24 protein-coding genes are annotated in these 23,666 nt (G+C 74.2%); 14 read left to right on the top strand and 10 right to left on the bottom strand.

From position 1 onward, the window contains the following. Positions 1 to 65 precede the first annotated feature (65 nt). Positions 66 to 1,649, top strand: a complete 1,584-nt coding sequence (locus EQG70_RS18735; protein WP_109268085.1) for a cation:proton antiporter family protein — start codon at positions 66 to 68, stop codon at positions 1,647 to 1,649. A gap of 30 nt (positions 1,650 to 1,679) precedes the next feature. Here EQG70_RS18735 and EQG70_RS06345 read toward each other — a convergent pair whose 3' ends face one another. Next, positions 1,680 to 4,475, bottom strand: coding sequence for a cation-translocating P-type ATPase (locus EQG70_RS06345; protein ID WP_208746260.1), 2,796 nt, complete (start codon positions 4,473 to 4,475; stop codon positions 1,680 to 1,682). 78 nt (positions 4,476 to 4,553) lie between these two features. On the opposite strand from EQG70_RS06345, the gene EQG70_RS06340 reads away from it, so the two are divergent. Next, positions 4,554 to 5,306, top strand: a complete 753-nt coding sequence (locus EQG70_RS06340; protein ID WP_109268086.1) for a YoaK family protein — start codon at positions 4,554 to 4,556, stop codon at positions 5,304 to 5,306. Between the two features lie 22 nt (positions 5,307 to 5,328). Here EQG70_RS06340 and EQG70_RS06335 read toward each other — a convergent pair whose 3' ends face one another. After that, positions 5,329 to 6,216 carry an aminoglycoside phosphotransferase family protein gene (locus tag EQG70_RS06335; protein ID WP_109268087.1) on the bottom strand — a complete coding sequence of 296 codons (888 nt, stop codon included), beginning with the start codon at positions 6,214 to 6,216 and terminating at the stop codon, positions 5,329 to 5,331. 89 nt (positions 6,217 to 6,305) lie between these two features. On the opposite strand from EQG70_RS06335, the gene zupT reads away from it, so the two are divergent. Further along, the gene (gene zupT, locus EQG70_RS06330) at positions 6,306 to 7,091 is read left to right on the top strand and encodes a zinc transporter ZupT (protein ID WP_109268088.1); all 786 of its coding nucleotides are present in this window, start codon (positions 6,306 to 6,308) and stop codon (positions 7,089 to 7,091) included. 25 nt (positions 7,092 to 7,116) lie between these two features. Here the strand turns inward: zupT and EQG70_RS06325 are convergent, their stop codons facing one another. Next, the gene (locus EQG70_RS06325) at positions 7,117 to 7,725 is read right to left on the bottom strand and encodes a mismatch-specific DNA-glycosylase (protein WP_095651610.1); all 609 of its coding nucleotides are present in this window, start codon (positions 7,723 to 7,725) and stop codon (positions 7,117 to 7,119) included. A 78-nt stretch (positions 7,726 to 7,803) separates the two neighbouring features. Here EQG70_RS06325 and EQG70_RS06320 point away from each other — a divergent pair, with 78 nt between their 5' ends. From EQG70_RS06320 to arfB, 5 genes are all read left to right on the top strand, one after another. Further along, a complete protein-coding gene (locus tag EQG70_RS06320; protein WP_167508861.1) occupies positions 7,804 to 8,472 on the top strand; it encodes an alpha/beta hydrolase family protein in 669 nt (222 codons plus the stop codon). A 92-nt stretch (positions 8,473 to 8,564) separates the two neighbouring features. Beyond that, complete coding sequence (locus EQG70_RS06315; protein WP_095651608.1) at positions 8,565 to 9,008, top strand: LapA family protein; 444 nt, start codon at positions 8,565 to 8,567, stop codon at positions 9,006 to 9,008. 131 nt (positions 9,009 to 9,139) lie between these two features. Beyond that, entirely contained in the window at positions 9,140 to 9,433 is a 294-nt protein-coding gene (locus EQG70_RS06310; RefSeq protein ID WP_035927458.1) for a hypothetical protein, read from the top strand. Positions 9,434 to 9,627: 194 nt separating this feature from the next. After that, a complete protein-coding gene (locus tag EQG70_RS06305; protein WP_109244298.1) occupies positions 9,628 to 10,059 on the top strand; it encodes a hypothetical protein in 432 nt (143 codons plus the stop codon). Positions 10,060 to 10,199: 140 nt separating this feature from the next. Next, positions 10,200 to 10,640, top strand: coding sequence for an alternative ribosome rescue aminoacyl-tRNA hydrolase ArfB (arfB, locus tag EQG70_RS06300; RefSeq protein ID WP_035927467.1), 441 nt, complete (start codon positions 10,200 to 10,202; stop codon positions 10,638 to 10,640). 29 nt (positions 10,641 to 10,669) lie between these two features. Here the strand turns inward: arfB and ychF are convergent, their stop codons facing one another. After that, complete coding sequence (gene ychF, locus EQG70_RS06295; protein ID WP_109268090.1) at positions 10,670 to 11,755, bottom strand: redox-regulated ATPase YchF; 1,086 nt, start codon at positions 11,753 to 11,755, stop codon at positions 10,670 to 10,672. A 126-nt stretch (positions 11,756 to 11,881) separates the two neighbouring features. Between ychF and EQG70_RS06290 the strand changes: the two genes are divergently transcribed. From EQG70_RS06290 to EQG70_RS06280, 3 genes are all read left to right on the top strand, one after another. Beyond that, a complete protein-coding gene (locus tag EQG70_RS06290) occupies positions 11,882 to 12,823 on the top strand; it encodes an ABC transporter ATP-binding protein (RefSeq protein WP_109244457.1) in 942 nt (313 codons plus the stop codon). A gap of 64 nt (positions 12,824 to 12,887) precedes the next feature. Beyond that, positions 12,888 to 13,649, top strand: coding sequence for an ABC transporter permease (locus tag EQG70_RS06285; RefSeq protein ID WP_109268091.1), 762 nt, complete (start codon positions 12,888 to 12,890; stop codon positions 13,647 to 13,649). Positions 13,650 to 13,726: 77 nt separating this feature from the next. Further along, positions 13,727 to 15,034 carry a DNA recombination protein RmuC gene (locus tag EQG70_RS06280; RefSeq protein ID WP_244296667.1) on the top strand — a complete coding sequence of 436 codons (1,308 nt, stop codon included), beginning with the start codon at positions 13,727 to 13,729 and terminating at the stop codon, positions 15,032 to 15,034. 21 nt (positions 15,035 to 15,055) lie between these two features. Here the strand turns inward: EQG70_RS06280 and EQG70_RS06275 are convergent, their stop codons facing one another. Together EQG70_RS06275 and EQG70_RS06270 are read right to left on the bottom strand one after the other, a co-directional pair. Next, positions 15,056 to 16,138: a 4-hydroxy-3-methylbut-2-enyl diphosphate reductase gene (locus tag EQG70_RS06275; protein WP_017833377.1), complete on the bottom strand. Its 1,083-nt coding sequence runs from the start codon at positions 16,136 to 16,138 to the stop codon at positions 15,056 to 15,058. Positions 16,139 to 16,148: 10 nt separating this feature from the next. Then, a complete protein-coding gene (locus tag EQG70_RS06270) occupies positions 16,149 to 17,117 on the bottom strand; it encodes a hypothetical protein (protein ID WP_109268093.1) in 969 nt (322 codons plus the stop codon). 65 nt (positions 17,118 to 17,182) lie between these two features. On the opposite strand from EQG70_RS06270, the gene xseA reads away from it, so the two are divergent. Together xseA and EQG70_RS06260 are read left to right on the top strand one after the other, a co-directional pair. Next, on the top strand, positions 17,183 to 18,484 hold the full coding sequence (gene xseA / locus EQG70_RS06265; RefSeq protein WP_095651602.1) for an exodeoxyribonuclease VII large subunit: 1,302 nt from the start codon (positions 17,183 to 17,185) through the stop codon (positions 18,482 to 18,484). A 59-nt stretch (positions 18,485 to 18,543) separates the two neighbouring features. Beyond that, positions 18,544 to 18,819, top strand: coding sequence for an exodeoxyribonuclease VII small subunit (locus tag EQG70_RS06260; RefSeq protein WP_035927490.1), 276 nt, complete (start codon positions 18,544 to 18,546; stop codon positions 18,817 to 18,819). 26 nt (positions 18,820 to 18,845) lie between these two features. Here the strand turns inward: EQG70_RS06260 and EQG70_RS06255 are convergent, their stop codons facing one another. Genes EQG70_RS06255 through EQG70_RS18100 form a run of 4 tightly spaced genes read right to left on the bottom strand, consistent with a single transcriptional unit; the run spans position 18,846 to position 22,534 of the window. After that, positions 18,846 to 19,715: a PPK2 family polyphosphate kinase gene (locus EQG70_RS06255; RefSeq protein WP_109268094.1), complete on the bottom strand. Its 870-nt coding sequence runs from the start codon at positions 19,713 to 19,715 to the stop codon at positions 18,846 to 18,848. A gap of 49 nt (positions 19,716 to 19,764) precedes the next feature. After that, positions 19,765 to 20,982, bottom strand: coding sequence for a pyridoxal phosphate-dependent aminotransferase (locus EQG70_RS06250; protein ID WP_035927494.1), 1,218 nt, complete (start codon positions 20,980 to 20,982; stop codon positions 19,765 to 19,767). Positions 20,983 to 21,038: 56 nt separating this feature from the next. Beyond that, positions 21,039 to 22,064: a glycine betaine ABC transporter substrate-binding protein gene (locus EQG70_RS06245; protein WP_167508860.1), complete on the bottom strand. Its 1,026-nt coding sequence runs from the start codon at positions 22,062 to 22,064 to the stop codon at positions 21,039 to 21,041. After that, positions 22,061 to 22,534, bottom strand: coding sequence for an NUDIX hydrolase (locus EQG70_RS18100; protein WP_237740438.1), 474 nt, complete (start codon positions 22,532 to 22,534; stop codon positions 22,061 to 22,063). The genes EQG70_RS06245 and EQG70_RS18100 overlap by 4 nt, the downstream gene beginning before the upstream one ends. 89 nt (positions 22,535 to 22,623) lie before the next feature. Between EQG70_RS18100 and EQG70_RS06240 the strand changes: the two genes are divergently transcribed. Continuing rightward, the gene (locus EQG70_RS06240; protein ID WP_109268096.1) at positions 22,624 to 23,664 is read left to right on the top strand and encodes a magnesium and cobalt transport protein CorA; all 1,041 of its coding nucleotides are present in this window, start codon (positions 22,624 to 22,626) and stop codon (positions 23,662 to 23,664) included. Positions 23,665 to 23,666 lie beyond the last annotated feature (2 nt).

Here is a 23,666-nt window from a genome sequence, read left to right as displayed (position 1 = left end):
CGGTCCCCGGGGGCCCCCGCCCTAGACTGGAGGGGTCACACCACCGGCCGGCGAGGGAGCTGACTGTGTCCACGGTTGCCATCTATCTCGTCGTCGCCTTCGGGGCCGGTGCCCTGGCCGTCCTCGCGCGGCTGCCGCCCCTGATCGGGTTCCTCGCGGCCGGCTTCGTGCTCAACGGCCTGGGCGTGGAGCGGCTCCCCGCCCTCGACCAGCTGGCGGACGTCGGCGTGACCCTCATGCTGTTCGGCATCGGTCTCAAGCTCGACGCCCGGTCGCTGCTGCGCCGGGAGGTCTGGGGGACGGCCGGGATCCACCTGGTCCTGAGCACGGCGCTCGGGGCGGGGCTCCTGGGCCTGCTGATGCTGGTGGGGCTGCAGCTGCCGGGCGAGAACCTCCGCGCGCTGCTGCTGGCCGGGTTCGCCCTGTCCTTCTCGAGCACGGTCCTGGTGTTCAAGGTCCTCGAGGAGCGCAGCGAGACGACGTCGCTCTACGGGCGCGTGGCGATCGGCATCCTCATCATCCAGGACGTCGCCGCCGTAGCGTTCATCACCGTCACCAGCGAGCACCCACCGAGCCCGTGGGCCCTGGCCCTGGTGCTGCTGCTGCCGGCGGCGTGGGTGTTCCGCCGGATCTGGGACGGCATCGGCCACGGGGAGCTGCAGGCACTGTTCGGCGTCGCCATGGCCCTGGTCCCCGGCTACATCGCCTTCTCGGCCGTGGGCCTGAAGGGCGACCTCGGGGCGCTGCTCGTCGGCATGCTCCTGGCCTCGCACGCCAACGCTGGCGAGCTGTCCCGCACCCTGTTCACGCTCAAGGACCTCTTGCTGGTCGCGTTCTTCGTCTCGATCGGCTTCCACGGGATGCCGACCCTCGAGATGCTCGCCATGAGCGTGCTGCTCCTGGGCCTCCTGCCGGTCCAGGCGATGCTGTTCGTGCTGCTGCTGTGGATGTTCGGGCTGCGCCGCCGCACGTCGCTGCGGACGGGCCTCGCGCTGGGCAACCACTCGGAGTTCGCCCTCATCGTGGGGGCCATCGGCGTCTCGGCCGGGATGTTCGACGGCGACTGGCTGGTGATGCTCTCCGTGGCCGTCGCCCTGAGCTTCGTGATCTCGGCCCTGGTCAACCGGCGCGGCTCCTCCCTGACCAGCACCCTCGCCCGGCGGCTCCCGGAGCACCTGGACGACCGGCTGCACCCGGAGGACCGTCCCATCGACATCAGCCACGCCACGGTGCTCGTGCTCGGCATGGGCCGGGTGGGGCAGGCGGCCTACCGGGAGCTCTCCGAGGAGCACGGCTTCTCCGTGGTGGGCATCGAGAACGCCACGGACCGCGTGGAGCGGCTGCGGGCGCAGGGGATCGACGTCCAGGAGGCCGACGCGACCGACCAGGAGTTCTGGGAGCGGGTGATCGCGACCGGCCACGTGCAGGTCGCCGTGCTGGCGATGCCCTTCCACGGCTCCAACCTCGTGGCCCTCCAGCAGCTGAGCGCCACGGGCTTCGACGGGGTCGTGGCCGCCGTGGCGCAGTACGACGACGAGGTGCAGGAGCTGCGCGGGCACGGGGTCCGGACGGTCTTCAACCTCTACAGCGGCGCCGGCATCGCCCTGGCCGCCGAGACCGTCGAGGCCCTCGGCCGCCGGCCCGACTGACCGCGCCGGTGCCGGCGGGCACCGGCCCCGTCAGCCCCGGCGCGCCAGGGCCCGGCGGACGAGCTTGCGCAGCTCCTCGACCCACAGGACGAGGGACGCCATGCCCACCGCGACCGCCCAGTGGACGAGGTCCAGCGGTGCGGTGCCGAAGGCGACCTGGAGGACCGGGACGTGCACCACGAGCACCTGCAGGGCGGCGGCGAGGGCCAGGGCACCCCACAGCCAGGGGTTGACGAACAGCCGGTGGAAGGCGCTCGCGAGCTCGGAGCGGGAGTTCAGGGCGTTGAACAGCTGGGCGAGCACGAGCGCGGTGAACCCGGCGGTGCGGGCCACGTCGAGGGAGTCCTGGCCGGGCACCAGCCCCCCGGGGAGGAAGATGTCGATGGTCAGCAGGGTCGAGGCGCCCATCACCAGGCCGAGCAGCGCGATCCGCCCCCACATCGGCGCGTCGAGGATCCGTTCGTCGGGCCGGCGCGGCGGGCGGGCCATGACGTCCTCGATCTCGGGGTCCACGCCCATGGCCAGGGCCGGACCGGAGTCGGTGACGAGGTTGATCCACAGGATCTGGGTGGCCAGCAGCGGCACGGCGATCGCGCCGTCGGCGGCGTCCGTCAGCCCCAGGGCGCCCGCGAGGAGCACGCCGAAGAACACGGTGGCCACCTCCCCCAGGTTCGAGGACAGCAGGTAGCGCAGGAACTTCGTGATGTTCTCGAAGATGACCCGGCCCTGCCGGATCGCCACCACGATGGTGGCGAAGTCGTCGTCGCCGAGGATCATCCGCCCGGCCTCCTTGGTGACCTCCGTGCCCGTGATGCCCATGGCCACGCCGATGTCGGCGGCCTTGAGGGCCGGCGCGTCGTTGACGCCGTCCCCGGTCATGGCGACGACGTGGCCCTGGGCCTGCAGGGCGTCGACGATCCGCAGCTTGTGGCCCGGGGCCACCCGGGCGAAGACCGAGACGTCCCGCACGGCGTCGAGGAAGCCGTCCCCGGTGAGCTCGTCCAACTGCGCCCCGGTGAGCGCGGGCGCTCCCGGCGGCACGATCCCCAGGTCCGCGGCGATCCGGGCGGCCGTCACCGGGTGGTCGCCGGTGATCATGATCGTGCGCACCCCGGCGGCCCGGGCCTGCGCCACGGCCGCCGCGGCCTCCTCCCGCGGCGGGTCGAGGACGCCCACCACGCCGAGCCAGACGAGGTCCCGCTCCGCCGCCTCGCCGAGCTCCGCGGCCTCGCGCTCCCGGACCCGCCGGCCGGCGACCGCCAGGGTGCGGAACGCCTGCCCGGACAGCTCCTCGACGGCCGCGGCGGCGTCCCGGCGTCGCGCGGCGTCGAAGGGCTCGACGACGTCCCCGACGCGCACCCCGGTGCAGCGGTCCATGAGGACGTCCGGGGCGCCCTTGGTGAACAGGTAGCGGTGCCCGGAGTCCGTCTCGATCTCGAGGGTGGACATCATCCGGCGCTCGGAGGTGAACGGCATCTCCTGGGCCCGGGAGAAGTCGTCCGCCCGGTCGGCGGCGCCGTAGAGCTTGTGCACGGCGGTGAGGAACGCCGCCTCGGTGGGGTCGCCCTGCACGGTCCACACGCCGGCGGCCTCGTCGAGCTGGGCGTTGTTGGCGCGCGCCCCGCCCACCAGCACGCCCCGCGCCTCCTGCAGGACCTGCGCGGCGGGCGCGCCCCCGGTCACGACCCTGGCCTCGCCCTCCGGGGAGTACCCCGTGCCGGAGAGCTCCACCGTGCCGGACGGGGTCATGAGCACCTTGAGGGTCATCTCGTTGCGGGTGAGCGTGCCGGTCTTGTCGGAGCAGATCACCGAGGCCGCGCCGAGCGTCTCCACGGAGTGCAGGTCCTTGACCACCGCCTGCCGGCGGGCCATCGCCCGCACCCCGATGGCCAGGACCAGGGACAGGATCGCGGGCAGGCCCTCCGGGACGGCCGCGACCGCGAGGGAGACGCCCAGCAGCAGGACCGTCACGAGGTCCTGCACGCCGCGCACCCCGCTGACCAGGACGACCGTGGCCATGACCACCACGGCGACGCCGACCACGATGAGGCCCAGCGACCGGGACACGGCCGCGATCTCGCGCTGCAGCGGCGAGGGCTCGGCCTCCGTGCGCTCCAGCATCTCGGCGATGGCGCCCACCTGGGTGTCCATGCCCGTGGCCACGACCACGGCGCGGCCCACCCCCGAGGCCACGGCCGTGCCCTTGTAGACCATGTTCCGCCGGTCCCCGAGCGGGGCCGGGGCGGGCAGCACGGCCGGGTCCTTGAGCTCCGCCTCCGACTCCCCGGTCAGGGACGCCTCCTGCACGCGCAGGGACGCGGCGGAGAGCAGGCGGGCGTCCGCGCCCACCGCGTCCCCCTCGGCGAGAGCCAGGACGTCACCGGGCACCAGCTGGGCCGAGCGGAGCGTGGTCAGGCGCCCGTCCCGCACCACGGTCGAGTTCGCCGCCGTGAGCACGGCCAGCGCCGCGACCGCGTCCTCGGCCCGCCCCTCCTGGACGCGGCCCAGCACCGCGTTGGCCACCACGATCACGGCGATGACCACCGCGTCCACCGGCACCCCGCGGGCGCCCTCCGCGACCCAGGCGACCACGGACACGGCGATCGCGGTCAGGAGCAGGTAGATCAGCGGGTCCTGGAACTGGGCGAGGACCTTGCGCCACCGCGGCACCCGCGGGGCGGTGCGCAGCTCGTTGGGCCCGTACCGGGCCAGCCGGGCCCCGGCCTGCTCCGCGCTCAGCCCGAGGGCGGGCTCCACGTCCAGCTCGGCGAGGAGCTCGCCCGCCGCGCGGAGGGACGGGTCCTGGTGCACGCGCTCGGTGGCCACGCCCCCATTCTCGTCCCGCCGGCGGCAGCGCGGGCCCCGTGACGCCGCCCGGCGGGCTCCCCGGACTAGGCTCGCGGCATGAGGGCCCGGATCGACCGCTACCTGCTCAACGTCGCGGGACCCCGCCGCACGCCCGCCCTCAACCGGCACCTCGCCTACCTGCTCGCCCTGGTGGCCGGGGTGCTCAACTCCGTGGGCTTCGTGGCCGTGGCCGTGTACACCTCCCACATGACGGGGCTCACCGCGATGGTCGCCGACCACCTCGTGCTGGGCGACCTGCGGCTCGTGGCGGTCGGCGTCCTGGCCGTCCTCGCCTTCACGGCCGGGGCCGCGTGCTGCGCGCTGATGTTCAACTGGGCGCGGCGCCGCGGGCTGCACAGCCGCTACGCCAACGTCCTGCTGCTCGAGGGCCTGCTCATGCTCGTCTTCGGCCTGCTGGCCGAGAGCCTGACCTGGGCGCACCGGGACCTGCTTTTCGTCCCGGTGCTCGCGTTCACCATGGGCCTGCAGAACGCGGTGATCACCAAGATCTCGGGCGCCCAGATCCGCACGACCCACGTGACGGGCATGGTCACGGACATCGGCATCGAGCTCGGCAAGTTCCTCTACCGCAACCGGCTCGCGGACGCGGACCCCGTGACCGGCGACGCCGGGAAGCTCCGGCTGCTGGCCGCGCTCGTGGGGCTGTTCTTCGCCGGCGGGGTGCTCGGCGCCCTGGGCTACCTGGCCGCGGGCTTCCCGGTCCTCGTGCCCACCGCGCTCACCCTGCTCGTGGCGGCGTGGCGCCCGCTCGCCGCGGACCTGGGCTTCCGCCGCTCCCCCACCACCTGAGCCCGGGCGCGAGGACGGTGCCTCAGGCGCCCCGCTGCACGGCCTTGCACAGCTGGACCAGCCGGCCGACCTCGCGGTGCGGGGCGCCGGTGGGGCGGCGCGCCTCGTCCCGGGCCGCCACGGCGCACCGGACGAGCGTCCAGGCCCGGAGGCGCTCCTCGTCGGCGCCGGCCGCCAGGGCGAGCGCCTCCATCCGGTCCGCCAGGGCCGCGGCCAGGGCCCCGCCGTGACCGGCCTCCTCCGTGCGGTGCCACAGGGCGGGGACCAGCGCGAACTCCGGGGTGCCGACCACCGCGTCGGCCCCGGCGGCCAGCCACGGGGCGCGCACCGACGCACGGACGGCGCCGTGGTGCAGGTCCTGGTGCACGAGCGCCGCGTCCAGCTCGTCGCGCCGGAGCCGCTCGAGGCTCCTGACGGCCTGGAGCCGGAAGCGGCGCGGGAACCGGACGTCCAGGTCCACGGCCCCCTCCAGCTCCGCCTGCCACCGCCGGGCCGTCTCCGACAGGCGCGGGAACGGGGGCCGCGGCGGCCGGGCGAGGACCCGGGTCAGCTCGCCGAGCACGCGGCAGGCCTCGAGCACCGGCAGCTCGTGCAGGTCCCGGTCGGCGGTGCGCTCGAGCAGCAGCGCCCGGTCCGCCGGCTCCGCCCGGAGCAGCCGCACGGCCCCGCGCCCGGCCCACACGCGCAGGGCCAGGTGCTCGTGCTCGGCGCCGGGCCGCGGCGGGGAGAGCCGCAGCAGGGCCGGTTCCCCGGCGCGGGTGCGCACCGGCAGGACCAGGGCACCGCCGTCGTCCCGCGCCCGCCCGTCGGGGACCAGCTCCCACGCGGCGGTGTACCGGGCGGCGAGCCCGGCGGGGACACCCGCCGGGCGGCCGCCGGCACCCGGGGCACGCGCGGAGGAGGTCGTCATCGGACCATTCTGGCGCACCGCCGGGGAGCAACGGCCGTTCGCTAGACTGCGAGCGCCCACCCCCGCCCAGGAACGGAGCCGACCCGGTCGTGAACGAGCTGCTGTTCGCCTTCGGCCTGACGCTGTTCGCGGGGCTGGCCACGGGTGTGGGCGCGTTCCTGGCCCTGGTCACCCGGCGCACCGATGCCAAGTTCCTCGCGGTGAGCCTCGGCTTCTCGGCCGGGGTGATGATCTACGTGTCCATGATCGAGATCTTCGTCAAGGCCCAGATGGCCCTGGTCGCGGAGCTCGGACAGCGCTCGGGGGCGTGGGCCACCGCCGGCGGGTTCTTCGCGGGGATCCTCCTGATCGCGGTGATCGACCGGCTGGTGCCCACGCGCGTCAACCCCCACGAGTACCCGCACGACGACGCCGGACGGCAGCGCCGGCTCCTGCGGATGGGGACGATGACCGCGGTGGCCATCGCGATCCACAACTTCCCGGAGGGCTTCGCGACCTTCGTGGCCGCGATGCAGGAGCCGTCCGTGGCGATCCCGGTGGTCGTGGCCATCGCGCTGCACAACATCCCGGAGGGGATCTCCGTGGCGGTGCCCATCCACCACGCCACGGGCAGCCGCCGGAGGGCGTTCCGCTGGGCGTTCCTCTCGGGTCTGGCGGAGCCCGTCGGCGGGGTGCTCGGCTACCTCGTCCTGCTGCCCTTCCTCGACGACGTCCTCTTCGGCGTCGTGTTCGCGGGCGTGGCCGGGATCATGGTCTTCATCTCCCTGGACAAGCTCCTGCCCACGGCCCAGGAGTACGGCGAGCACCACCTGTCGGTCTACGGGCTGGTCGCCGGGATGGCGGTCATGGCCGTGAGCCTGCTGCTGTTCGTCTGACGCGGACGCGGCGCCCGTGACCGGGTCACGGCGGTGTCGGGGCGACCGGGAGGCCCGCCGCCCGCCCGGCCTCGGCGAACGCGGCGGCGAGGCTCGCCCGGGACGCGTGGGCGTTGAGCCCGCTGGGGCTCGGCAGCGCCCACAGCTGCGCCCCGGCCAGTTCCCGGTCCTGGCGCCCGAGCCGGGCCCCCGGGTCCGCGAACGCGTGCCGGTAGGCGGTGACCCCGGCGACCGCGACGACGGCGGGGCGCAGCCCGGCGACGAGCTCGGCCAGCCGCTCCCGGCCGGCCACGAACTCGGCGGGGTCCAGCTCGTCGGCCCGCGCGGTGGCCCGGGGCACCAGGTTCGTGATGCCGAGACCCCGGCCCAGGACGTGCTCCCGGTCCTCCGCGCTCATCCCGGCCGCGCAGTCCACGAGCCGGCCGGTGAGCCCGGCGTCGTGCAGGGCCGGCCAGAAACGGTTGCCGGGCCGGGCGAAGTGCGCCTGCGTGGCCGCGGCCCACAGGCTCGGGTTGATGCCGCAGATCAGCAGCCGCACGTGCGGGCCGAGCAGGTCGGGCAGGGTCGTGCCCCGGGCGGCCTCGAGGTCCGCCCGGCTCGGCCGGGCGCCGCCGGTCGCGTTCGGGGAGGCCATGACCACATGCTAGGCCGCGCCCCCGCCGCCGGGCACCACGGGCCGGCGGCGGGCGCCCGCCGGGCTACCGTGGTGGCCATGCCCCGACCGACCGAGCTCACCGTGCCCACCGAGAGCGGGCCGGGACGCCTGCTGGTCTCCCCCGCCGAGCACCCCGTCGCGCTGCTGTGGCTCGGGCACGGCGCGGGCGGGGGCGCCGGCGCCCCGGACCTCACCGCCCTCGCCGACGAGCTCCCCCTCCACGGCGTCACGGTCGTGCGCCACGAGCAGCCGTGGGTGCTCGCCGGCCGGAGGGTCGCTCCCCGTCCGGCCGCCCTCGACACCGGGTGGCTGGCCGCCGCGGCGGCCGTGACCGGCATGGCGGACGGACTGCCCCTGGTCGTCGGGGGCCGCAGCGCCGGGGCCAGGGTGGCGTGCCGGACGGCCGCCGACGTGGGCGCGTCCGCCGTCGTCTGCCTGGCCTTCCCCCTGCACCCGCCGGGACGCCCGGAGCGCTCGCGCGCCGAGGAGCTGCTGCGGCCCACGGTCCCCGTGCTCGTGCTGCAGGGCACGCGGGACGCCTTCGGCTCCGCGGACGAGGTCGCGGCCGCCGCGGACGGCGCGCCGGCCGTCGACGTCGTCCCGGTGGAGGGCGCCGACCACGCCCTGGCGGTCCGCCGGTCCGGGCCCGTGAGCCAGGAGGACACGCTCGCGCTGGTCACCGCCGAGGTGCGCCGCTTCCTCCGGCGGACACGCACGACCCGCTGAGCACCGGCGGGACTTCAACGGCGCGCCGACCGGGACTACCGTGAGAAGCACAGGGTCACCGCGACCCGTCCGCGACCAGGGAGAGAACCGTCATGGCCCGCACCCCAGCATCCTCCGACCCGCTCCGGCCCGATCCCGCCCCCGGGGACGAGCCGCGGACCCCCGCCGCGGACGCGTCCGCCGCGGACCGGCCGGCGCCCGGCCGGGAGCCGGCCGTCCGGCCGCAGACGGCCACGGACCCCGCCCTGGACGGTCACCAGAAGCAGGGCGTCTCGGGCGCCGCGTGGACGGCCCTGATCCTCGGCCTGCTGATCCTGATCCTGCTGCTGGTCTTCATCCTGCAGAACAACGTCCCGGCGGACTTCAACTACCTGGGCTGGCAGTTCAGCCTCCCCCTCGGCGTCGCCATGCTGCTCGCGGCGGTCGCCGGCGCCCTCATCATGGGTCTCGTCGGCTCCGTCCGGCTCTTCAAGCTGGGCCACCGGGTGCGCAAGCTCGAGAAGGAGCGCGCCGACATCAAGCGCGCCCTGCGCTGACCCCCGCCGCCGCCTCGGCGGTCGCCGTCGGTCGCCGGCGGGTGTCTCATGACGTCAGTAACGGGTCGGCCCATTGTGCGGGCGGCAACAGGCAGTAGCCTGACAGCACCCCGAACGACAGGACGGTTCCCATGAGCTCCCCCGCACTCCCCGACGACCGCCCGGCCCCCGAGGACGTCGAGGTGGTCGCCCCCGCGACCGTCGTCGACCTCACCAGCGGCACCGCCCAGATCACGCCCGTGCTGGTCGACGGCGAGGCGCGCTACGCCGTGGACCTGCCCGACCAGCCCCTGGACGACGACGACGTGGCGAGCCTCGCCGTTGCGCTGCAGGCGGCGCAGGCCGGCCCCGCGGTGCTCGTGGACGTCGAGGACTACCTCGAGGCGGCGGCACCGCCGGAGGACGCCGCCGAGACCCCGCGGTAAGGGCCCGGTTCGGTCCGCCGGCACGACGAAGACCTCGGGCCGCGACGTCGAGAACGCCTCGACGTCGCGGCCCGAGATCTTTTCCGCGCCCGGAGGAATGATCTGCCGCACTGCGTGCGAGTCGCACGCGGGCTGACCGCCCCGCATTCCCTAAAGTGATGAACGGATCCCCCGCCCCCACCGGAGAGACGGCCATGTCACCGAACCCCCCGCAGAACGTCCACCAGAAGCCGCCCATCGGGCGACTGGGACTGGTCGCCCTGTCCCTGGCCCTGGTCACCGGGTGCACCACCTCCGACAGCGGCGGGATCGATGAGCCCGACGCGTCTCCCAGCGCCTCGTCCTCCCCGACGACCGGGGCCACCGGCAGCGCGGAGGCGACGCAGCCGGCCCCATCGCCGACCCCGTCGACGACCCCCGGGGCCACCCCGCCGCCCATGCCCGGGGCGCTGCCGGACCAGGACTTCACCTACGACGAGGCCTACGCGGCCTGGCAGGACGGGATGCCCTACTACGACGCCTTCTGCATCCACTACGAACCCGTCACACCGGCCGGGGTGTCGCAGTGCGAGGGCATCGAGAACGGCACCGTCGACAGCATCACCGGTGAGCCCCTCGGGCAGTAGGCAGGACGTGCCGGGCCGCGCGTCGAACCGCCATTGCGGCTGATTGGCGCGCCCGGCCGCAGACCTCGCCCGAGCAGCCGAAGATCCCCCACCGAGACCGTATGAAATGTGTCGCGTCGCCGGTGCGGGACAATCGTCGGGTGGACGATCTGCACGTGCCCCCAGGCCCCGGCGCGCCCCGCGGCCTCAGGGTGCCGGCGGGTGAGCTGGTCGAGCAGTTCTCCCACGCCTCCGGCCCGGGCGGCCAGGGCGTCAACACCACGGATTCCCGGGTGCAGCTCTCTCTCGACCTGGCCACGACGACGGCGCTGAGCGACGCGCAGCGCGCACGTGCCCTCGATCAGCTCGCCGGCAGACTCTCGGGCACCGTGCTCACCGTCAGCGCCGCCGAGCACCGCTCCCAGCGACAGAACCGCACCGCGGCGAGACAGCGTCTCGCCGCACTCCTGCGCGGCGCGGTGGTTCCCCCGGTCGTTCGCCGAGCAACCCGGCCCACCCACGGCTCGCGCCGTCGCCGTCTCGAAGGAAAACGCCGCCGCTCCGAGACCAAGCAGAACCGCCGGCGCCCCGGGCCGGAATGACCCGCGCCGGCGCGGAGCACCCGCCCGGCTCAGACGTTGAAGCGGAACTCCACCACGTCGCCGTCGCGCATGACGTAGTCCTTGCCCTCGATCCGGACCTTGCCGGCGGCCTTGGCGTCGGCCATGGACCCGGCGGCGTCGAGGTCCTCGAAGGAGACGATCTCGGCCTTGATGAAGCCGCGCTCGAAGTCGGTGTGGATGACGCCGGCGGCCTGCGGGGCGGTGGCGCCCACGGGGATGGTCCAGGCGCGCGACTCCTTGGGCCCGGCGGTGAGGTAGGTCTGCAGCCCGAGGGTGTGGAACCCCGTGCGGGCGAGCTTGTCGAGTCCGGCCTCGTCCTGCCCGGACATCTCCAGCATCTCCTTCGCCTCCTCCTCGTCGAGCTCCACGAGCTCGGACTCGAGCTTCGCGTCGAGGAAGACGGCGTCGGCGGGCGCCACGAGCTCGCGCAGCTCCTGCTGCTTGGCCTCGTCGCCGACCACCCCGTCGTCGGCGTTGAAGACGTAGATGAACGGCTTGGCGGTGAGCAGGCTGAGGTCGCGCAGCTGGTCGACGTCCAGCTTCTCCTTCTCGGCCGCCCCGAAGACGGTGTCCCCGCGCTCGAGGATCGTCTGCGCCTGCTGCATGGCGGCGAGCTTGGCGGGATCGGCCTTCTTGATCTTGACCTGCTTCTCGAGGCGCGGGATCGCGTTCTCGAGGGTCTGCAGGTCGGCGAGGATCAGCTCGGTGTTGATGGTCTCCATGTCCGAGGCGGGGTTGATCTCGCCGTCGACGTGGATGACGTCCGGGTCGTCGAAGGCGCGGACCACCTGGGCGATCGCATGCGCCTCGCGGATGTTGGCGAGGAACTGGTTGCCCAGGCCCTCCCCCTCGGACGCGCCCTTGACGATGCCGGCGATGTCCACGAAGGACACGGTCGCGGGCAGGATCCGGTCCGAGCCGTGGATCTCCGCGAGCCGGTCCAGCCGCGGGTCCGGCAGGTTGACCACGCCGATGTTCGGCTCGATGGTCGCGAACGGGTAGTTCGCCGCCAGGACGGTGTTGCGGGTCAGCGCGTTGAACAGGGTGGACTTGCCGACGTTGGGCAGTCCGACGATTCCGATAGTAAGAGCCACGGGAGACCATCCTACCGGGCACGCGGCGGGCACGCCGTGCCGTCCCCGGGGCCCGTGGCCGAGGTCGTGGGCGTGTCGTGGCCCGCGGAGCTTCCGGGACGGCGCGCGGTGGAGCAGAATCGGAGCATGACGTCCTCACCGGCCTCCCGCACTTCGCCGCATACGAGCCCCGCCGACCCGACGGCCGGTTCCCCGGCCGTCGACGTCTCCGGCGTCCACAAGGGCTTCGGGCGCGGCGAGCAGCGCGTCCGCGCCGTGGACGGCGTGAGTATGCGCATCGAGCGCGGCGAGGTCGTCGCGCTGCTCGGGCCCAACGGCGCCGGCAAGACCACCCTCCTCGACATGGTCCTGGGCTTCACCGACCCCGACGACGGCACCGTGCGCACCCTCGGCGCCGCCCCGCGCGAGAGCGTGCGGGCCGGGCGGATCGGCGCGGTCCTGCAGACCGGGGGGCTGCTGGACGACCTGTCCGTGCGCGAGACGGTCGCGATGGTCGCGACGCTGCACCGGGACCCGCTGCCCGTGGACGAGGCCCTGGGCCGGGCGGGGGCCGCCGGGTTCGCGCGGCGGAAGGTCTCCAAGTGCTCGGGCGGCGAGCAGCAGCGGCTGCGCTTCGCGCTGGCCCTGCTGCCCGAGCCGGACCTGCTGGTCCTCGACGAGCCGACCGCGGGCATGGACGTCGGCGCCCGGCGGGAGTTCTGGGCCGCGATGCACGCCGAGGCAGAGCGCGGCCGGACGGTCGTGTTCGCCACCCACTACCTCGACGAGGCCGAGGAGTTCGCCGCCCGCACCGTGGTGCTCAAGGGCGGCCGGGTGGTCGCCGATGCCCCCACCCCCGAGGTCCAGGCCCTGGCGGGCCACCGCGTGGTCAGCTTCCGCTGGGACGGGCCCGGGCCCGTCGTCGTCCCGGGGGCGACCCCGCTCGAGCCCGCCGGCGGACGCCGGCGGCTCACGGGCCCCGACACGGACGCCATCGCCCGTCACCTTCTGACGACCACGGGCGCGAGCGAGCTCGAGATCACCCACGCCGGACTGGAGGAGGCCTTCCTGGGCCTCACCGCCGACTGACCGGCCCCACTCGCCCCGTTCCGACACCCCGCCCCTGTTTCCCCGTCCCCGGAGGATCCGCACCATGAGCATCGCCTACGCCGCCCACGATCTGCGCCGCAACGTGCGCATGGTCGAGAACACCTTCTTCATCGTGGTCCTGCCCGCCGTGCTCTACGTGATGTTCACGGCGCTGGGGGACTTCTCCGACCTGCGGGTGGGCCACGGCAACGCCGGCGGTTACAACATGATCTCCATGGCGGTCTACGGGGCGGTCACCGCGACCACCTCGATCGCCGGCTCGGCCGCCGTGGAGCAGGCCCGCGGCTGGGGCCGGCAGATCGGGCTGACCCCGGCGCCGCGGCACGGGTACGTGCTGTCCAAGGTGGCCGTGGCCCTCGCCATGGCCGTGCTGCCGGTCCTCGTGGTCTACGCAGTGGGCGCCCTGACCGGTGCCGAGCTGGGCGGCTGGCGCTGGCCCGCCACCGCGGCGATCGTCGTGGCCGGCTCCTCGGTGTTCGCCCTCTACGGCCTGGCGGCCGGGCTGCTGTTCCACTCCGAGTCCGCCGTGGGGGCGGCCTCCGGGATGCTCGTGGTGCTGAGCTTCTTCGGCAACCTCTTCGTCCCGCTCACCGGCGTGATGCTCGACATCGCGCGGTTCACCCCGCTCTACGGCCTGGCCGGGCTCGCCCGCTATCCGCTCGTGGAGGGCGACGTCGTGGCGACCAGCGGACCGCCGGTGGAGTCCGACCCCCTCTGGGCACTGCTGCTGAACACCGGGCTCTGGACGGTGGTCTTCGCGGCCGTGGTGCTGCTCGCCGTGCGCCGCACCACGGTCCGGCGCTGACCGCGCGACGCTCCGAGGAGCGGGGCGGCGAGCGCCGCTGCCGTGCGGTGTCCGGGTGGCGTGCCACACTGCTGGGCATGACCGTCAGCCTCGTCGTCGTCCTCGTCCTGCTCGCCCTGCTGGTGGGCGCCCTCCTGGGCACCGCCGTGGCGCGGGCCCGTGCCGCCGGGGAGGCCCGGGCGGCCGAGGAGGAGCGGGCCGGGCTGCAGGCCGAGCTCGCCGCCGTCCAGGACCGGCTCGTGGACCTGGCCTCCGAGCGGGCGGCGGCCGTCGAGGCGCGCGCCCAGCTCGAGGACCGGCTGCGGGACGCCGACGCCCGCTCCGTGCAGGACAACAACGTCCTGCGGGCCCTGGCGCCGGTGGCCCACCAGCTGCGCTCGGTCGAGGAGCACGTGACGGCGCTCGAGCGGGACCGGGCCGAGCAGTACGGGGGCATCACCCAGGCGCTCGCCCACACCCGCGAGGTGGGCGACCACCTGCGCACGGCGACCACCTCCCTGTCCTCCGCGCTGCGCTCGGGCTCCGCGCGCGGCCTGTGGGGCGAGGTGCAGCTGCGCCGGGTGGTCGAGTCCGCGGGGATGACCGCGCACGTCGACTTCCGGGAGCAGGTCGCCTCCAACGGCACCACCGCGGACGGCGAGCGCAGCGCGATCCGCCCGGACATGGTGGTGCACCTGCCGGGGGGCCGCGACATCGTCCTGGACGCCAAGGCGCCCATGACCGCCTACCTGCGCGCCCAGGACGCCGAGGACGACGCCGGGCGCCGGGCGCAGCTGGCCGGCCACGCGAAGGCCGTGCGCGGGCACGTGGACGCGCTGGCGTCGAAGAAGTACTGGGCGGCGCGGGACGCCTCCCCCGAGCTGGTGCTGTGCTTCCTGCCCGCCGAGTCGGCGCTCTCCGCCGCCCTGGACGCGGACCCGACCCTGCTGGACCACGCCGCGAGCCGCAACGTGGCGCTCGTGTCGCCGGTCTCGCTGCTCGCCTCGCTCAAGGCCGTGGCGTTCACGTGGCGGCAGAACGGGCTCACGGAGAACGCCAAGGAGCTCTTCGACCTCTCCCGCCAGCTCTACGAGCGGCTGGGCACGGTCGGCAAGCACCTCGACGACATGGGCCGGTCGCTGCAGAAGTCGGTGGAGACCTACAACCGGCTGACGGGCTCCGTGGAGACCCGGGTGTTCCCCACGGCCCGGCGGATCAACGACCTCGACCCCACGCTCGCGGAGGACGATCGGCTCACCACGCGTCCGCTCGTGGTGGCACCGCGCCCGCTCACGGCGCCGGAGTTCACCGAGGCGGTGCAGCTCCCTGAGCCGGCGGAGCGCCCGGGCCGCACGGACCCGGAGCGCGGCGTGCCGGGGCAGCTCGACGAGCGCGCGGCGGGCTGAGCGGACGGGTCCGCCCGCGGCTCAGCGGGTGGGGCGGGCCCCGCGGCCGCCGAGCCGGTGGGAGGTGTCCCCGGCCGCGGTGAGCCGGGCGCGCAGCTCCTTGGGGAGGGAGAACAGCACGTCCTCCTCGGCGGTGACGACCTCCTCGACCTCGCCGTAGCCGTAGTCCGCGAGCAGGCGCAGCACGTCCTTGACGAGGACCTCCGGCACGGAGGCCCCGCTGGTGACGCCCACGGTGGCGACGCCCTCGAACCAGGACTCGTCCACCTGGTTCGCGAAGTCCACGCGCTCGGCGCGGCGGGCGCCGTACTCGAGGGCGACCTCCTTGAGCCGCACGGAGTTCGAGGAGTTCGCCGAGCCCACGACGATCACGAGGTCAGCGTCCGGGGCGATCTTCTTGATCGCGGTCTGCCGGTTGGAGGTGGCGTAGCAGATGTCGTCGCTGGGCGGGTCCTGCAGGGAGGGGAAGCGCTCGCGCAGCTTCTGCACGGTCTCCAGGGTCTCGTCCACGCTGAGGGTGGTCTGGGAGAGCCAGACGACCTTCTCCGGGTCGCGGACGACGACCTGGCCGACCTCGTCCGGGCTGTTCACCACCTGGATGTGCTCGGGGGCCTCGCCGGCGGTGCCCTCGACCTCCTCGTGGCCGTCGTGGCCGATCAGGAGGATGTCGTAGTCGCTCTTCGCGAAGCGCACGGCCTCGCGGTGGACCTTGGTGACCAGCGGGCACGTGGCGTCGATGGTGCGCAGCTCGCGGGACTTCGCGGACTCCACCACGGCCGGGGAGACGCCGTGGGCGGAGAAGATCAGCAGGGACCCCTCGGGGACCTCGTCGGTCTCCTCGACGAACACGGCGCCCTGCTCCTCGAGGGTGCTCACCACGAACTTGTTGTGCACGATCTCCTTGCGCACGTACACGGGGGCGCCGTAGTGCTCGAGCGCCTTCTCCACGGCGATGACGGCGCGGTCGACGCCGGCGCAGTAGCCGCGGGGGGACGCGAGCAGGACCTTCTTCGGTCCGGCCACGGGAGCGGCGGCGGCCACGTCCTCCGGCGAGCGCCGGGAACGGGGGACGGTGGGCATGGAGAGCGCAACGGTGGTCGGCATGGCCTCCATGCTACGCGGTGGGGCGGGGCCCGCGCCGTGATCCGCCCGACACGAGGATGGCCCCGACGAGGCCCACGACGCCCGTGATCCCGGCAGCCCAGGCGGCCGTGACCATCTGCTCGCCGAGGGAGTCGGTGAGCAGGAGGACGGCCCGGTCGGCGGCGAGCCGGACCACGGGGTCGCCGCCGAGCATGCCGGAGGCCCGCTGCACGCCCTGCTCCACGAGCAGCCACGCGACGCCCAGTCCGGCCAGGGTCCCCAGCCCCAGCACGGCGAGCACGGCGAAGCGGTGCCGGGTCACGAGCAGCGCGAGCACGGCGAGCACCACGGCGGTCCACGTGAGCGGGACGGCCAGGTCGGTGACCCGGGTGCCCGCCTCGATCAGGCGCCCGGTGTTCGACCCCGGGACGGTGATCCGGCTCTCGCGCTCCGCCAGCCCGACGTCCACTCCGACGGCCCTCTGCACGGCGGCGTCGACCTCCCGGAGGACGGGGGCGATGTCCAGCACGAGGTCCTTCGGCGGCTCCTCCACCGCGCCGTCCACGGGGACGTTGGCCTCGTGGGTGCGGGTGAGCGCCTCCGTCCACGCGCGCTGGTAGGCGGGGTCGGCGGTGAGGTCCGCGGCGACGTCGGCCGCACGGCGGGCGGCGTCCTCGAGCATCCGGTCGAGGAACCCGACGCCGGTGGCCCGCTCCCCCACGATCCGGTCGGCCACCTGCCCCACCGCGGTGCGGGCCAGCTCCTCCTGGAACGGCCGGTCCTCGGCGAGGGTGCCCACCACCCGGGTGAAGCCGTCGCGGGAGACCAGGGTGTCCTGGGCCCAGTGCAGGGGCACGAGCAGCGCCACGAGGGACGCGGCGGCGAGGCCCAGGACGGTGCCGAGGCCGGTGCGCAGGACGGTCGTGGCGCGTCGTCGGGGGCGGGGCGCGGAACGGGGCGCGGAGCGGTGTCCGGGGGCGGGGGGTGCTGAGAGGCTCACGGAACCACTGTACGCACGGGCGGAGCGCGTGCACGGCTGTCCCCGTCGGGTGGTAAGCATGAGGCATGACGTATCTGGAGCCGCAGCAGGACGCCCCGGCGGGCGGCGAGCGGGAGCTGCCGCAGCGGGCGGACCGGACCACCCCGGAGAACCCGTGGCCGCTGCGGATGCTCTCCGAGAACCTGCACGCCTACATCGCCCGCTGCGCGCCCACGTGGGTCGAGGGGCAGATCATCGAGCTCAACCGGCGCGCCCGCGTCACCTACGTGACCCTGCGGGACGTCGACGCCGAGATCTCCGTGCCCGTGACCCTCTTCGCCAACGAGACCGCCCACCTGGACCGTCCCCTGGAGAAGGGGATGCGGGTGGTCGCTCAGCTCAAACCGGACTTCTGGGCCAAGACCGGCCGGCTGTCCATGCTGGGCCGCGGCATCCGCCCGGTGGGCCTGGGCGACCTGCTGGAGCGGCTCGAGCGGCTGCGGCGCGCCCTCGCCGAGGAGGGGCTCTTCGACGCCGCCCGGAAGAAGCCCCTGCCCCTGCTCCCCCGCCGGGTCGGCCTCGTCACGGGGCGCAACTCGGACGCCGAGAAGGACGTCATCCGCAACGCGTCCCTGCGCTGGCCGGCCGTGGACTTCGAGGTGCGGGAGGTCGCGGTCCAGGGCTCCGGCGCGGTGCGCGCCGTGACCCAGGCGCTGCGCGAGCTCGACGCCATGGCCGAGGTGGACGTCATCGTGATCGCCCGCGGCGGCGGCTCCTTCGAGGACCTCCTGGCCTTCAGCGACGAGTCCCTGATCCGGGCCGTGGCGGCCGCCCGCACCCCGGTGGTCAGCGCCATCGGGCACGAGAACGACCAGCCGCTGCTCGACTGGGTGGCCGACCTGCGGGCCTCGACCCCCACGGACGCCGGCAAGCGGATCGTCCCCGACGTCGTCGAGGAGCGCGCCGGGGTGGCCCGGGCCCGGGCGGGCCTGGACCGCGCCGTGCGAGGCTTCCTGGACCGGGAGGCCGCCGGTCTGACCGCCGTGCGCACCCGGCCCGTCCTGGCCCAGCCGGAGGACATGATCCTGCTCCGGGAGGAGGACGTGGACCGGTGGCGCACCCGGGCGCTGTCCGCCGTGGACTCCCGGACCCTGCGGGAGCGGGACGCCGTGCGCTCCCTGCGCGCCCGGGTGCGGGCGCTGTCCCCCCAGGAGACCCTGCAGCGCGGCTACTCCGTGGTCCTGGACGCCTCCGGCGCCGTGGTCACCGACGCCGCCGCCGTGCGCGCCGGGGACCTGCTGGGGGTGCGCCTGGCCGCGGGCGAGCTCGGCGTGCGCACCGAGACCGTCTCCGCCCGACGCCCGGGCGAGCACCCCGGCTCCCCCTGACCCACCGGGGCACCGGCACCACCGCCGTCCCCGACCGTTCCGAACGAGAGGCGCCACCCATGGCGAGCACCGACCACCCCGCAGCACCCGACCTGTCCGACATCGCCGGCCTGGGCTACGAGCAGGCCCGCGAGGAGCTCGTGCAGGTCGTCTCCCGGCTCGAGGCCGGGGGCACGTCCCTCGAGGAGTCCCTCGCGCTCTGGGAGCGCGGCGAGGCCCTCGCCACCCGCTGCGAGCAGTGGCTCGACGGCGCCCGCGAGCGGCTCGACGCGGCCCGGAGCCGGCGCGCGGACGCCGACGGGGGCGACGGCGAGGAGGGCGCCGGGCGCGGCTGAGCCGGCCCGGCCCGCCATGGCGCGGGTCAGAGCTCGGAGAGGCGCCGGCGCGCGTCCTCGACGTCGTAGCCGGGGTCCGGCCAGTCGAGCCGCAGGCCCGCGAGCGCGGAGATCAGCAGGTCCTGGACCACGGCCCGGGCGTACCACTTCCGGTCGGTGGGCACCACGTACCAGGGCGCGTGGTCGGCGTCGGTCGCGTCGATGGCCCGTTCGTAGGCGGCCATGTAGGTCTCCCACCGGCTGCGCGCCTCGAGGTCCGAGGGATCGAACTTCCACTGCTTCGTCCGGTCGCTCATGCGGGCGAGGAGGTTCTCGCGCTGCTCGTCCAGGCCCAGGTGCAGGAAGACCTTGACGACCACCACCCCGTCGTCGGCGAGCTCCTGCTCGAAGTGCCGGATCTCGGTGTAGCGCCGCTCGAGCTGCCGGTCGTTGAGCACGTCGTGCACCACGGGCACCAGCACGTCCTCGTAGTGGGACCGGTCGAACGCGCCGATCACCCCGGGCCGGGGCAGCTGGCGCCGCACCCGCTGGAGGAAGTGCTGGGCGGCCTCCTCCTCGGTGGGCCGGCCGAAGCCGTGGGTGTGCACGCCGTGCGGGCTGAGCCCGCCCAGGACGTGCTGGATGACGCCACCCTTCCCGGAGGTGTCCATGCCCTGCAGCACGAGGAGCACCCGGTGCCGGGCGCCCACCGTGGCGTTGGCGTAGATCTGGCGCTGCAGCCGGGACAGCTCGGCGTCCCGGGCGGCCCGCAGCGCGGTGCCCTGCTGCTTCTTCCCCCGGAACCCGGGGGTGGAGCGGGTGTCCACCGCGTCCAGGGACAGGCCCGGCCGGGCGCGCAGCAGAGGCCGTACGTCCTGCTCGAACCCGGTGCCGGGGCTCTGGTCGGCTGCGCTCATGCGGGACCTCCTGGGAGTGCGGGGCGGGCCGCGGGGCGCGGCCCGCCGGTCACTGGCGGTAGTTGCCGAGGAACTCCTCGATCCGGTCCAGCGCCGTGGCCAGCATCTCCACGGACGGCAGGGTGACGAGGCGGAAGTGGTCGGGCTCCGGCCAGTTGAACGCCCGGCCGTGGCTGACGAGGATCTTCTGCTCCTTGAGCAGGTCGAGGGCGAACTTCTCGTCGTCGACGATGTTGAACTTCTCCACGTCGAGCTTGGGGAACAGGTACAGGGCGCCGTCGGCCTGCCGGCAGGACACGCCGTCGATCTCGTTGAGCCGCCGGTGGGCGAGGTCGCGCTGGGCCTTGAGCCGCCCGCCCGGGAGGATGAGGTCGTTGATCGACTGGTAGCCGCCGAGCGCGGTCTGGATCGCGTGCTGGGCCGGGACGTTGGCGCACATGCGCATGTTGGCGAGCAGCTTGATGCCCTCGATGAAGCTCTCGGCCTTCCAGTTGGGCCCGGTGATCGCCAGCCACCCGGCGCGGTACCCGGCCACCCGGTAGGCCTTGGAGAGCCCGGAGAAGGTCAGGCACAGCACGTCCTCGCCGGTGAGGGTCGCGGTGTTGATCATCTCGGCGTCGTCGTAGGTGATCTTCTCGTAGATCTCGTCCGAGAACAGGATCAGCTCGTGCTCGGCGGCGAGGTCCACGATGGTCTGCAGCACCTCGCGGGAGTAGACCGCGCCGGTGGGGTTGTTCGGGTTGATGATCACGATGCCCTTGGTGTTGGGGGTGATCTTCGCCGCGAGGTCCTCGAGGTCCGGGTTCCAGTCGTTGTCCTCGTCGCACCGGTAGTGCACGGGGGTGCCGCCGGACAGGGCCACCGACGCCGTCCACAGCGGGTAGTCGGGGGACGGGATGAGGATCTCGTCGCCCGGGTTGCACAGCGCCTGCAGCGTCATGGTGATGAGCTCGGAGACGCCGTTGCCCAGGTAGACGTCGTCGGTGTCGAGGTTCATGATCCCGCGCGTCTGGTAGTACTGCACCACGGCCGTGCGGGCCGAGTAGATGCCGCGGGAGTCCGAGTAGCCCTGCGCGTTGGGCAGGTTCTTGATCATGTCCACGAGGATCGCGTCGGGTGCCTCGAAGCCGAACGGCGCGGGGTTGCCGATGTTGAGCTTGAGGATCCGGTGGCCCTCCGCCTCCATGTGCTCCGCCTGCTCCAGCACGGGGCCGCGGATGTCGTAGAGGACGTTCTTGAGCTTGTCGGACTGCTTCACCACTGACATGCGGTACACCTTACCCCCGGGGTGCACGCCGTCCGGGGCACCCGTCGGTGCGCCGATCAGGTGTCGTCGCCGCCCTCGAGCCAGTACCGCGCGGCCTCCTCGGGCGTGTACGGGTCGCGGGCGGAGGTCATCCGGGTCATCAGCACGAGGTCCTCGGTGCCGATCTGCGCGGAGACCCCGTCGACGACGTCCGCGGCGGCGTCCGGCAGGTCCTCGGCCGCCACGGGGACCACCCGCTGCGGGACGAAGTTGTTGAGCGGGTCGGCCAGGACCACGAGGGCGTTGTCCTCGATGGCGGGCGAGGCCGTGAACAGGGCCGCGGCCTGCACCCGGTCCTCGAGCAGTGCGTCCACGAGGTCGTCCTGGTCGCCGAACGGCACGAACCTGCCGGGCACGCACTCGTAGGCGTCCTCCAGTCCCTCCGGGCCGTAGGAGCGGCCCGCGAAGTCGAGGTCGGTGCCCAGCGCCAGCTCGTCGCACACCGGGCCCAGGTCCTCCAGGTCGGTGAGCTCGTGCTCCACGGCGGTCGGCCGGGTCACGACGACCGCCACCGTGTTCTCCGCCGGGGCCGGCTCGAGGGTCCGCAGGCCCTCGGGCAGCACGTCCTGCACCCCGGCCAGCACGTCGTCGTCGTCCGCGCGCTCCTCCCCCAGTCCCAGCAGCTCGGAGAGGTCCTCGGCGAGCCCGCCGTCCTCGGCGTCCGGGGACGGCGTGGGGGTGGGCGTCGCCTCGCCCGTGGGCGCCGCGGAGGCCGGGCCCACCGGCGCCCGGCCGCGCAGGTGCAGGTAGAGGTTGCCGGAGTAGTCCGCGGCGACCTCCACCTCCCCCCGCTCGAGGGCCCCGAGGTAGTCGGCGCGCTCGGTCCCGGCGTCGACCACGCTCGCATCGAAGCCGGCCTCCCGCAGCCGCCCGGCGTAGACGTGGGCGAGCACGGCCGTCTGCCCGGTGGGTCCCGCCGCGATCCGGACCGGCTCCGCGGCGGGGGACGCCGCGGTGGCCGGCGGCTGCTCCGAGGCCCCGCCGCCGCACCCGGTGAGCGCGGCGACGGCGAGCAGGCCCGCGGCGGCGCCACGGCGGCTCACCGGCCCTCCCCCGGTCCCGCGGGGCCCGCGGCCACGAGCCCGGCCAGCTCGAGGCCCACGGGCACGAGGCCGACCAGGGGCAGCTGCGGCAGCGCCGCCAGGGGGAACCAGCGGGCCTCGTCGGAGGAGCCGTCCTGCTCCGACGTGAGCGTCCCGCCGGTGATGTGGGCGCGGTAGATCACGCGCAGGGCGTGGAAGGGCCGGTCCCGGCCGTCCAGCCGCTCGCCGGCGTCCATGTGGCGGCTGTGCACGCCGAGCAGCTCGTCGAGCTCCACGGTGAAGCCGGTCTCCTCGTGCACCTCCCGCAGCGCGGTCTGCGCGGGCTGCTCCCCGATCTCCATGCCACCGCCGGGCAGGCTCCACGCCCCCCGCAGCGTGGGGTGGCGCGGGTTCCAGTGGCTGAGCAGCACCGCCCCGTCCTGGACGATCACGGCGTAGGCACCCACCCGGGTGTCCATGGGGAAACTCATGCCCCCCATTCTAGGAACGCCCGGGGCGGGGCGCCGACAGCGCGCGCGGCGGGCGGGCCGGTGGATCGGCCCCCGGGGATAATGGGCGCGTGAGCATCGTCGACAACGCCGTCTACCGGGGCGGACAGCGCATCGCGTCCCCCGCCACGCTCGAGGAGACCTACCGGCTGCTCGCCCGGCTGCGGACCGAGGACCCCCGCTGCACCGAGGCCGGGGAGCACTGCGTCCTCGTCTGGATCGGCCTGTACCGGCCCTCCGCGGACGAGCTCGACTCCCTGGCCGAGCAGTTCGGCCTGCACGAGCTCGCCGTGGAGGACATCCGGCAGGCCGAGCAGCGGCCCAAGCTCGACCGCTACGGGAGCACCCTGTTCACGGTGCTGCGCCCCGCCGTCTACCAGGACGCCACCGAGACGGTCGACTTCGGGGAGATCCACATCGTCACGGGACCCGGCTTCGTGATCACCGTCCGGCAGTCCGAGCACGGGCGGGTCGGGCGGGTCCGGACCCGGGTGGAGTCGCAGCCCGCCCTGCTGGTGACCGGCGCGGAGGCCGTGCTCTACGCGGTGCTCGACCAGACCGTGGACGACTACTACCCGGTGGTCGAGGGGCTCGAGAACGACATCGACGAGATCTCGGACGCCCTGTACTCCGGCTCCGGGGACGGCGTCGTCTCCCGGCGCATCTACCAGCTCACCCGGGAGGTCAGCGCGTTCCACCGGGCGGCCGCCCCGCTGGAGCTGGAGCTGCGGCAGTTCCTCGAGGAGCTCGCCGGGGCCGGCGCGCCCCGGGAGCTCCAGCATGTCCTGCGGGACGTCCTGGACCACCTGATCTTCGTCAACAACAAGGTCGAGTCCTTCCAGGCGTCCCTCACCAACGCCCTCATGCTGGACTCCACGCAGCTCGCCGCCCGGCAGAACGAGGCCGCGATCGAGCAGAACGAGCAGATGAAGCGGATCTCCTCCTGGGCGGCGATCCTGTTCGCGCCCTCGATCATCGGCTCCGTGTACGGGATGAACTTCAGGTTCATGCCGGAGCTGTCCTGGGTGTGGGGCTACCCCATGGCGCTGGGGCTGATGCTCGTGACGGGCGTGGTGCTCTACGTCGTGTTCCGGTTCAAACGGTGGCTGTGACC

Origin of the sequence: Kocuria rosea, assembly GCF_006094695.1 — a bacterium.
In the GTDB taxonomy this organism is placed as follows: Bacteria; Actinomycetota; Actinomycetes; order Actinomycetales; family Micrococcaceae; genus Kocuria; species Kocuria rosea.
This window is presented reverse-complemented; position numbering and strand designations above follow the sequence as displayed.

Coding starts and splice junctions, on each gene's coding strand:
- EQG70_RS06290 (WP_109244457.1), top strand. CDS start 11,882: ATGACGTCCTCACCGGCCTCCCGCACTTCGCCGCATACGAGCCCCGCC.
- EQG70_RS06305 (WP_109244298.1), top strand. CDS start 9,628: ATGTCACCGAACCCCCCGCAGAACGTCCACCAGAAGCCGCCCATCGGG.
- EQG70_RS06275 (WP_017833377.1), bottom strand. CDS start 16,138: ATGCCGACCACCGTTGCGCTCTCCATGCCCACCGTCCCCCGTTCCCGG.
- EQG70_RS06335 (WP_109268087.1), bottom strand. CDS start 6,216: ATGACGACCTCCTCCGCGCGTGCCCCGGGTGCCGGCGGCCGCCCGGCG.
- EQG70_RS06250 (WP_035927494.1), bottom strand. CDS start 20,982: ATGTCAGTGGTGAAGCAGTCCGACAAGCTCAAGAACGTCCTCTACGAC.
- EQG70_RS06285 (WP_109268091.1), top strand. CDS start 12,888: ATGAGCATCGCCTACGCCGCCCACGATCTGCGCCGCAACGTGCGCATG.
- EQG70_RS06325 (WP_095651610.1), bottom strand. CDS start 7,725: ATGGCCTCCCCGAACGCGACCGGCGGCGCCCGGCCGAGCCGGGCGGAC.
- EQG70_RS18100 (WP_237740438.1), bottom strand. CDS start 22,534: ATGAGTTTCCCCATGGACACCCGGGTGGGTGCCTACGCCGTGATCGTC.
- EQG70_RS06315 (WP_095651608.1), top strand. CDS start 8,565: ATGGCCCGCACCCCAGCATCCTCCGACCCGCTCCGGCCCGATCCCGCC.
- EQG70_RS06340 (WP_109268086.1), top strand. CDS start 4,554: ATGAGGGCCCGGATCGACCGCTACCTGCTCAACGTCGCGGGACCCCGC.
- EQG70_RS06310 (WP_035927458.1), top strand. CDS start 9,140: ATGAGCTCCCCCGCACTCCCCGACGACCGCCCGGCCCCCGAGGACGTC.
- EQG70_RS06260 (WP_035927490.1), top strand. CDS start 18,544: ATGGCGAGCACCGACCACCCCGCAGCACCCGACCTGTCCGACATCGCC.
- EQG70_RS06255 (WP_109268094.1), bottom strand. CDS start 19,715: ATGAGCGCAGCCGACCAGAGCCCCGGCACCGGGTTCGAGCAGGACGTA.
- EQG70_RS06320 (WP_167508861.1), top strand. CDS start 7,804: ATGCCCCGACCGACCGAGCTCACCGTGCCCACCGAGAGCGGGCCGGGA.
- xseA (WP_095651602.1), top strand. CDS start 17,183: ATGACGTATCTGGAGCCGCAGCAGGACGCCCCGGCGGGCGGCGAGCGG.
- EQG70_RS06280 (WP_244296667.1), top strand. CDS start 13,727: ATGACCGTCAGCCTCGTCGTCGTCCTCGTCCTGCTCGCCCTGCTGGTG.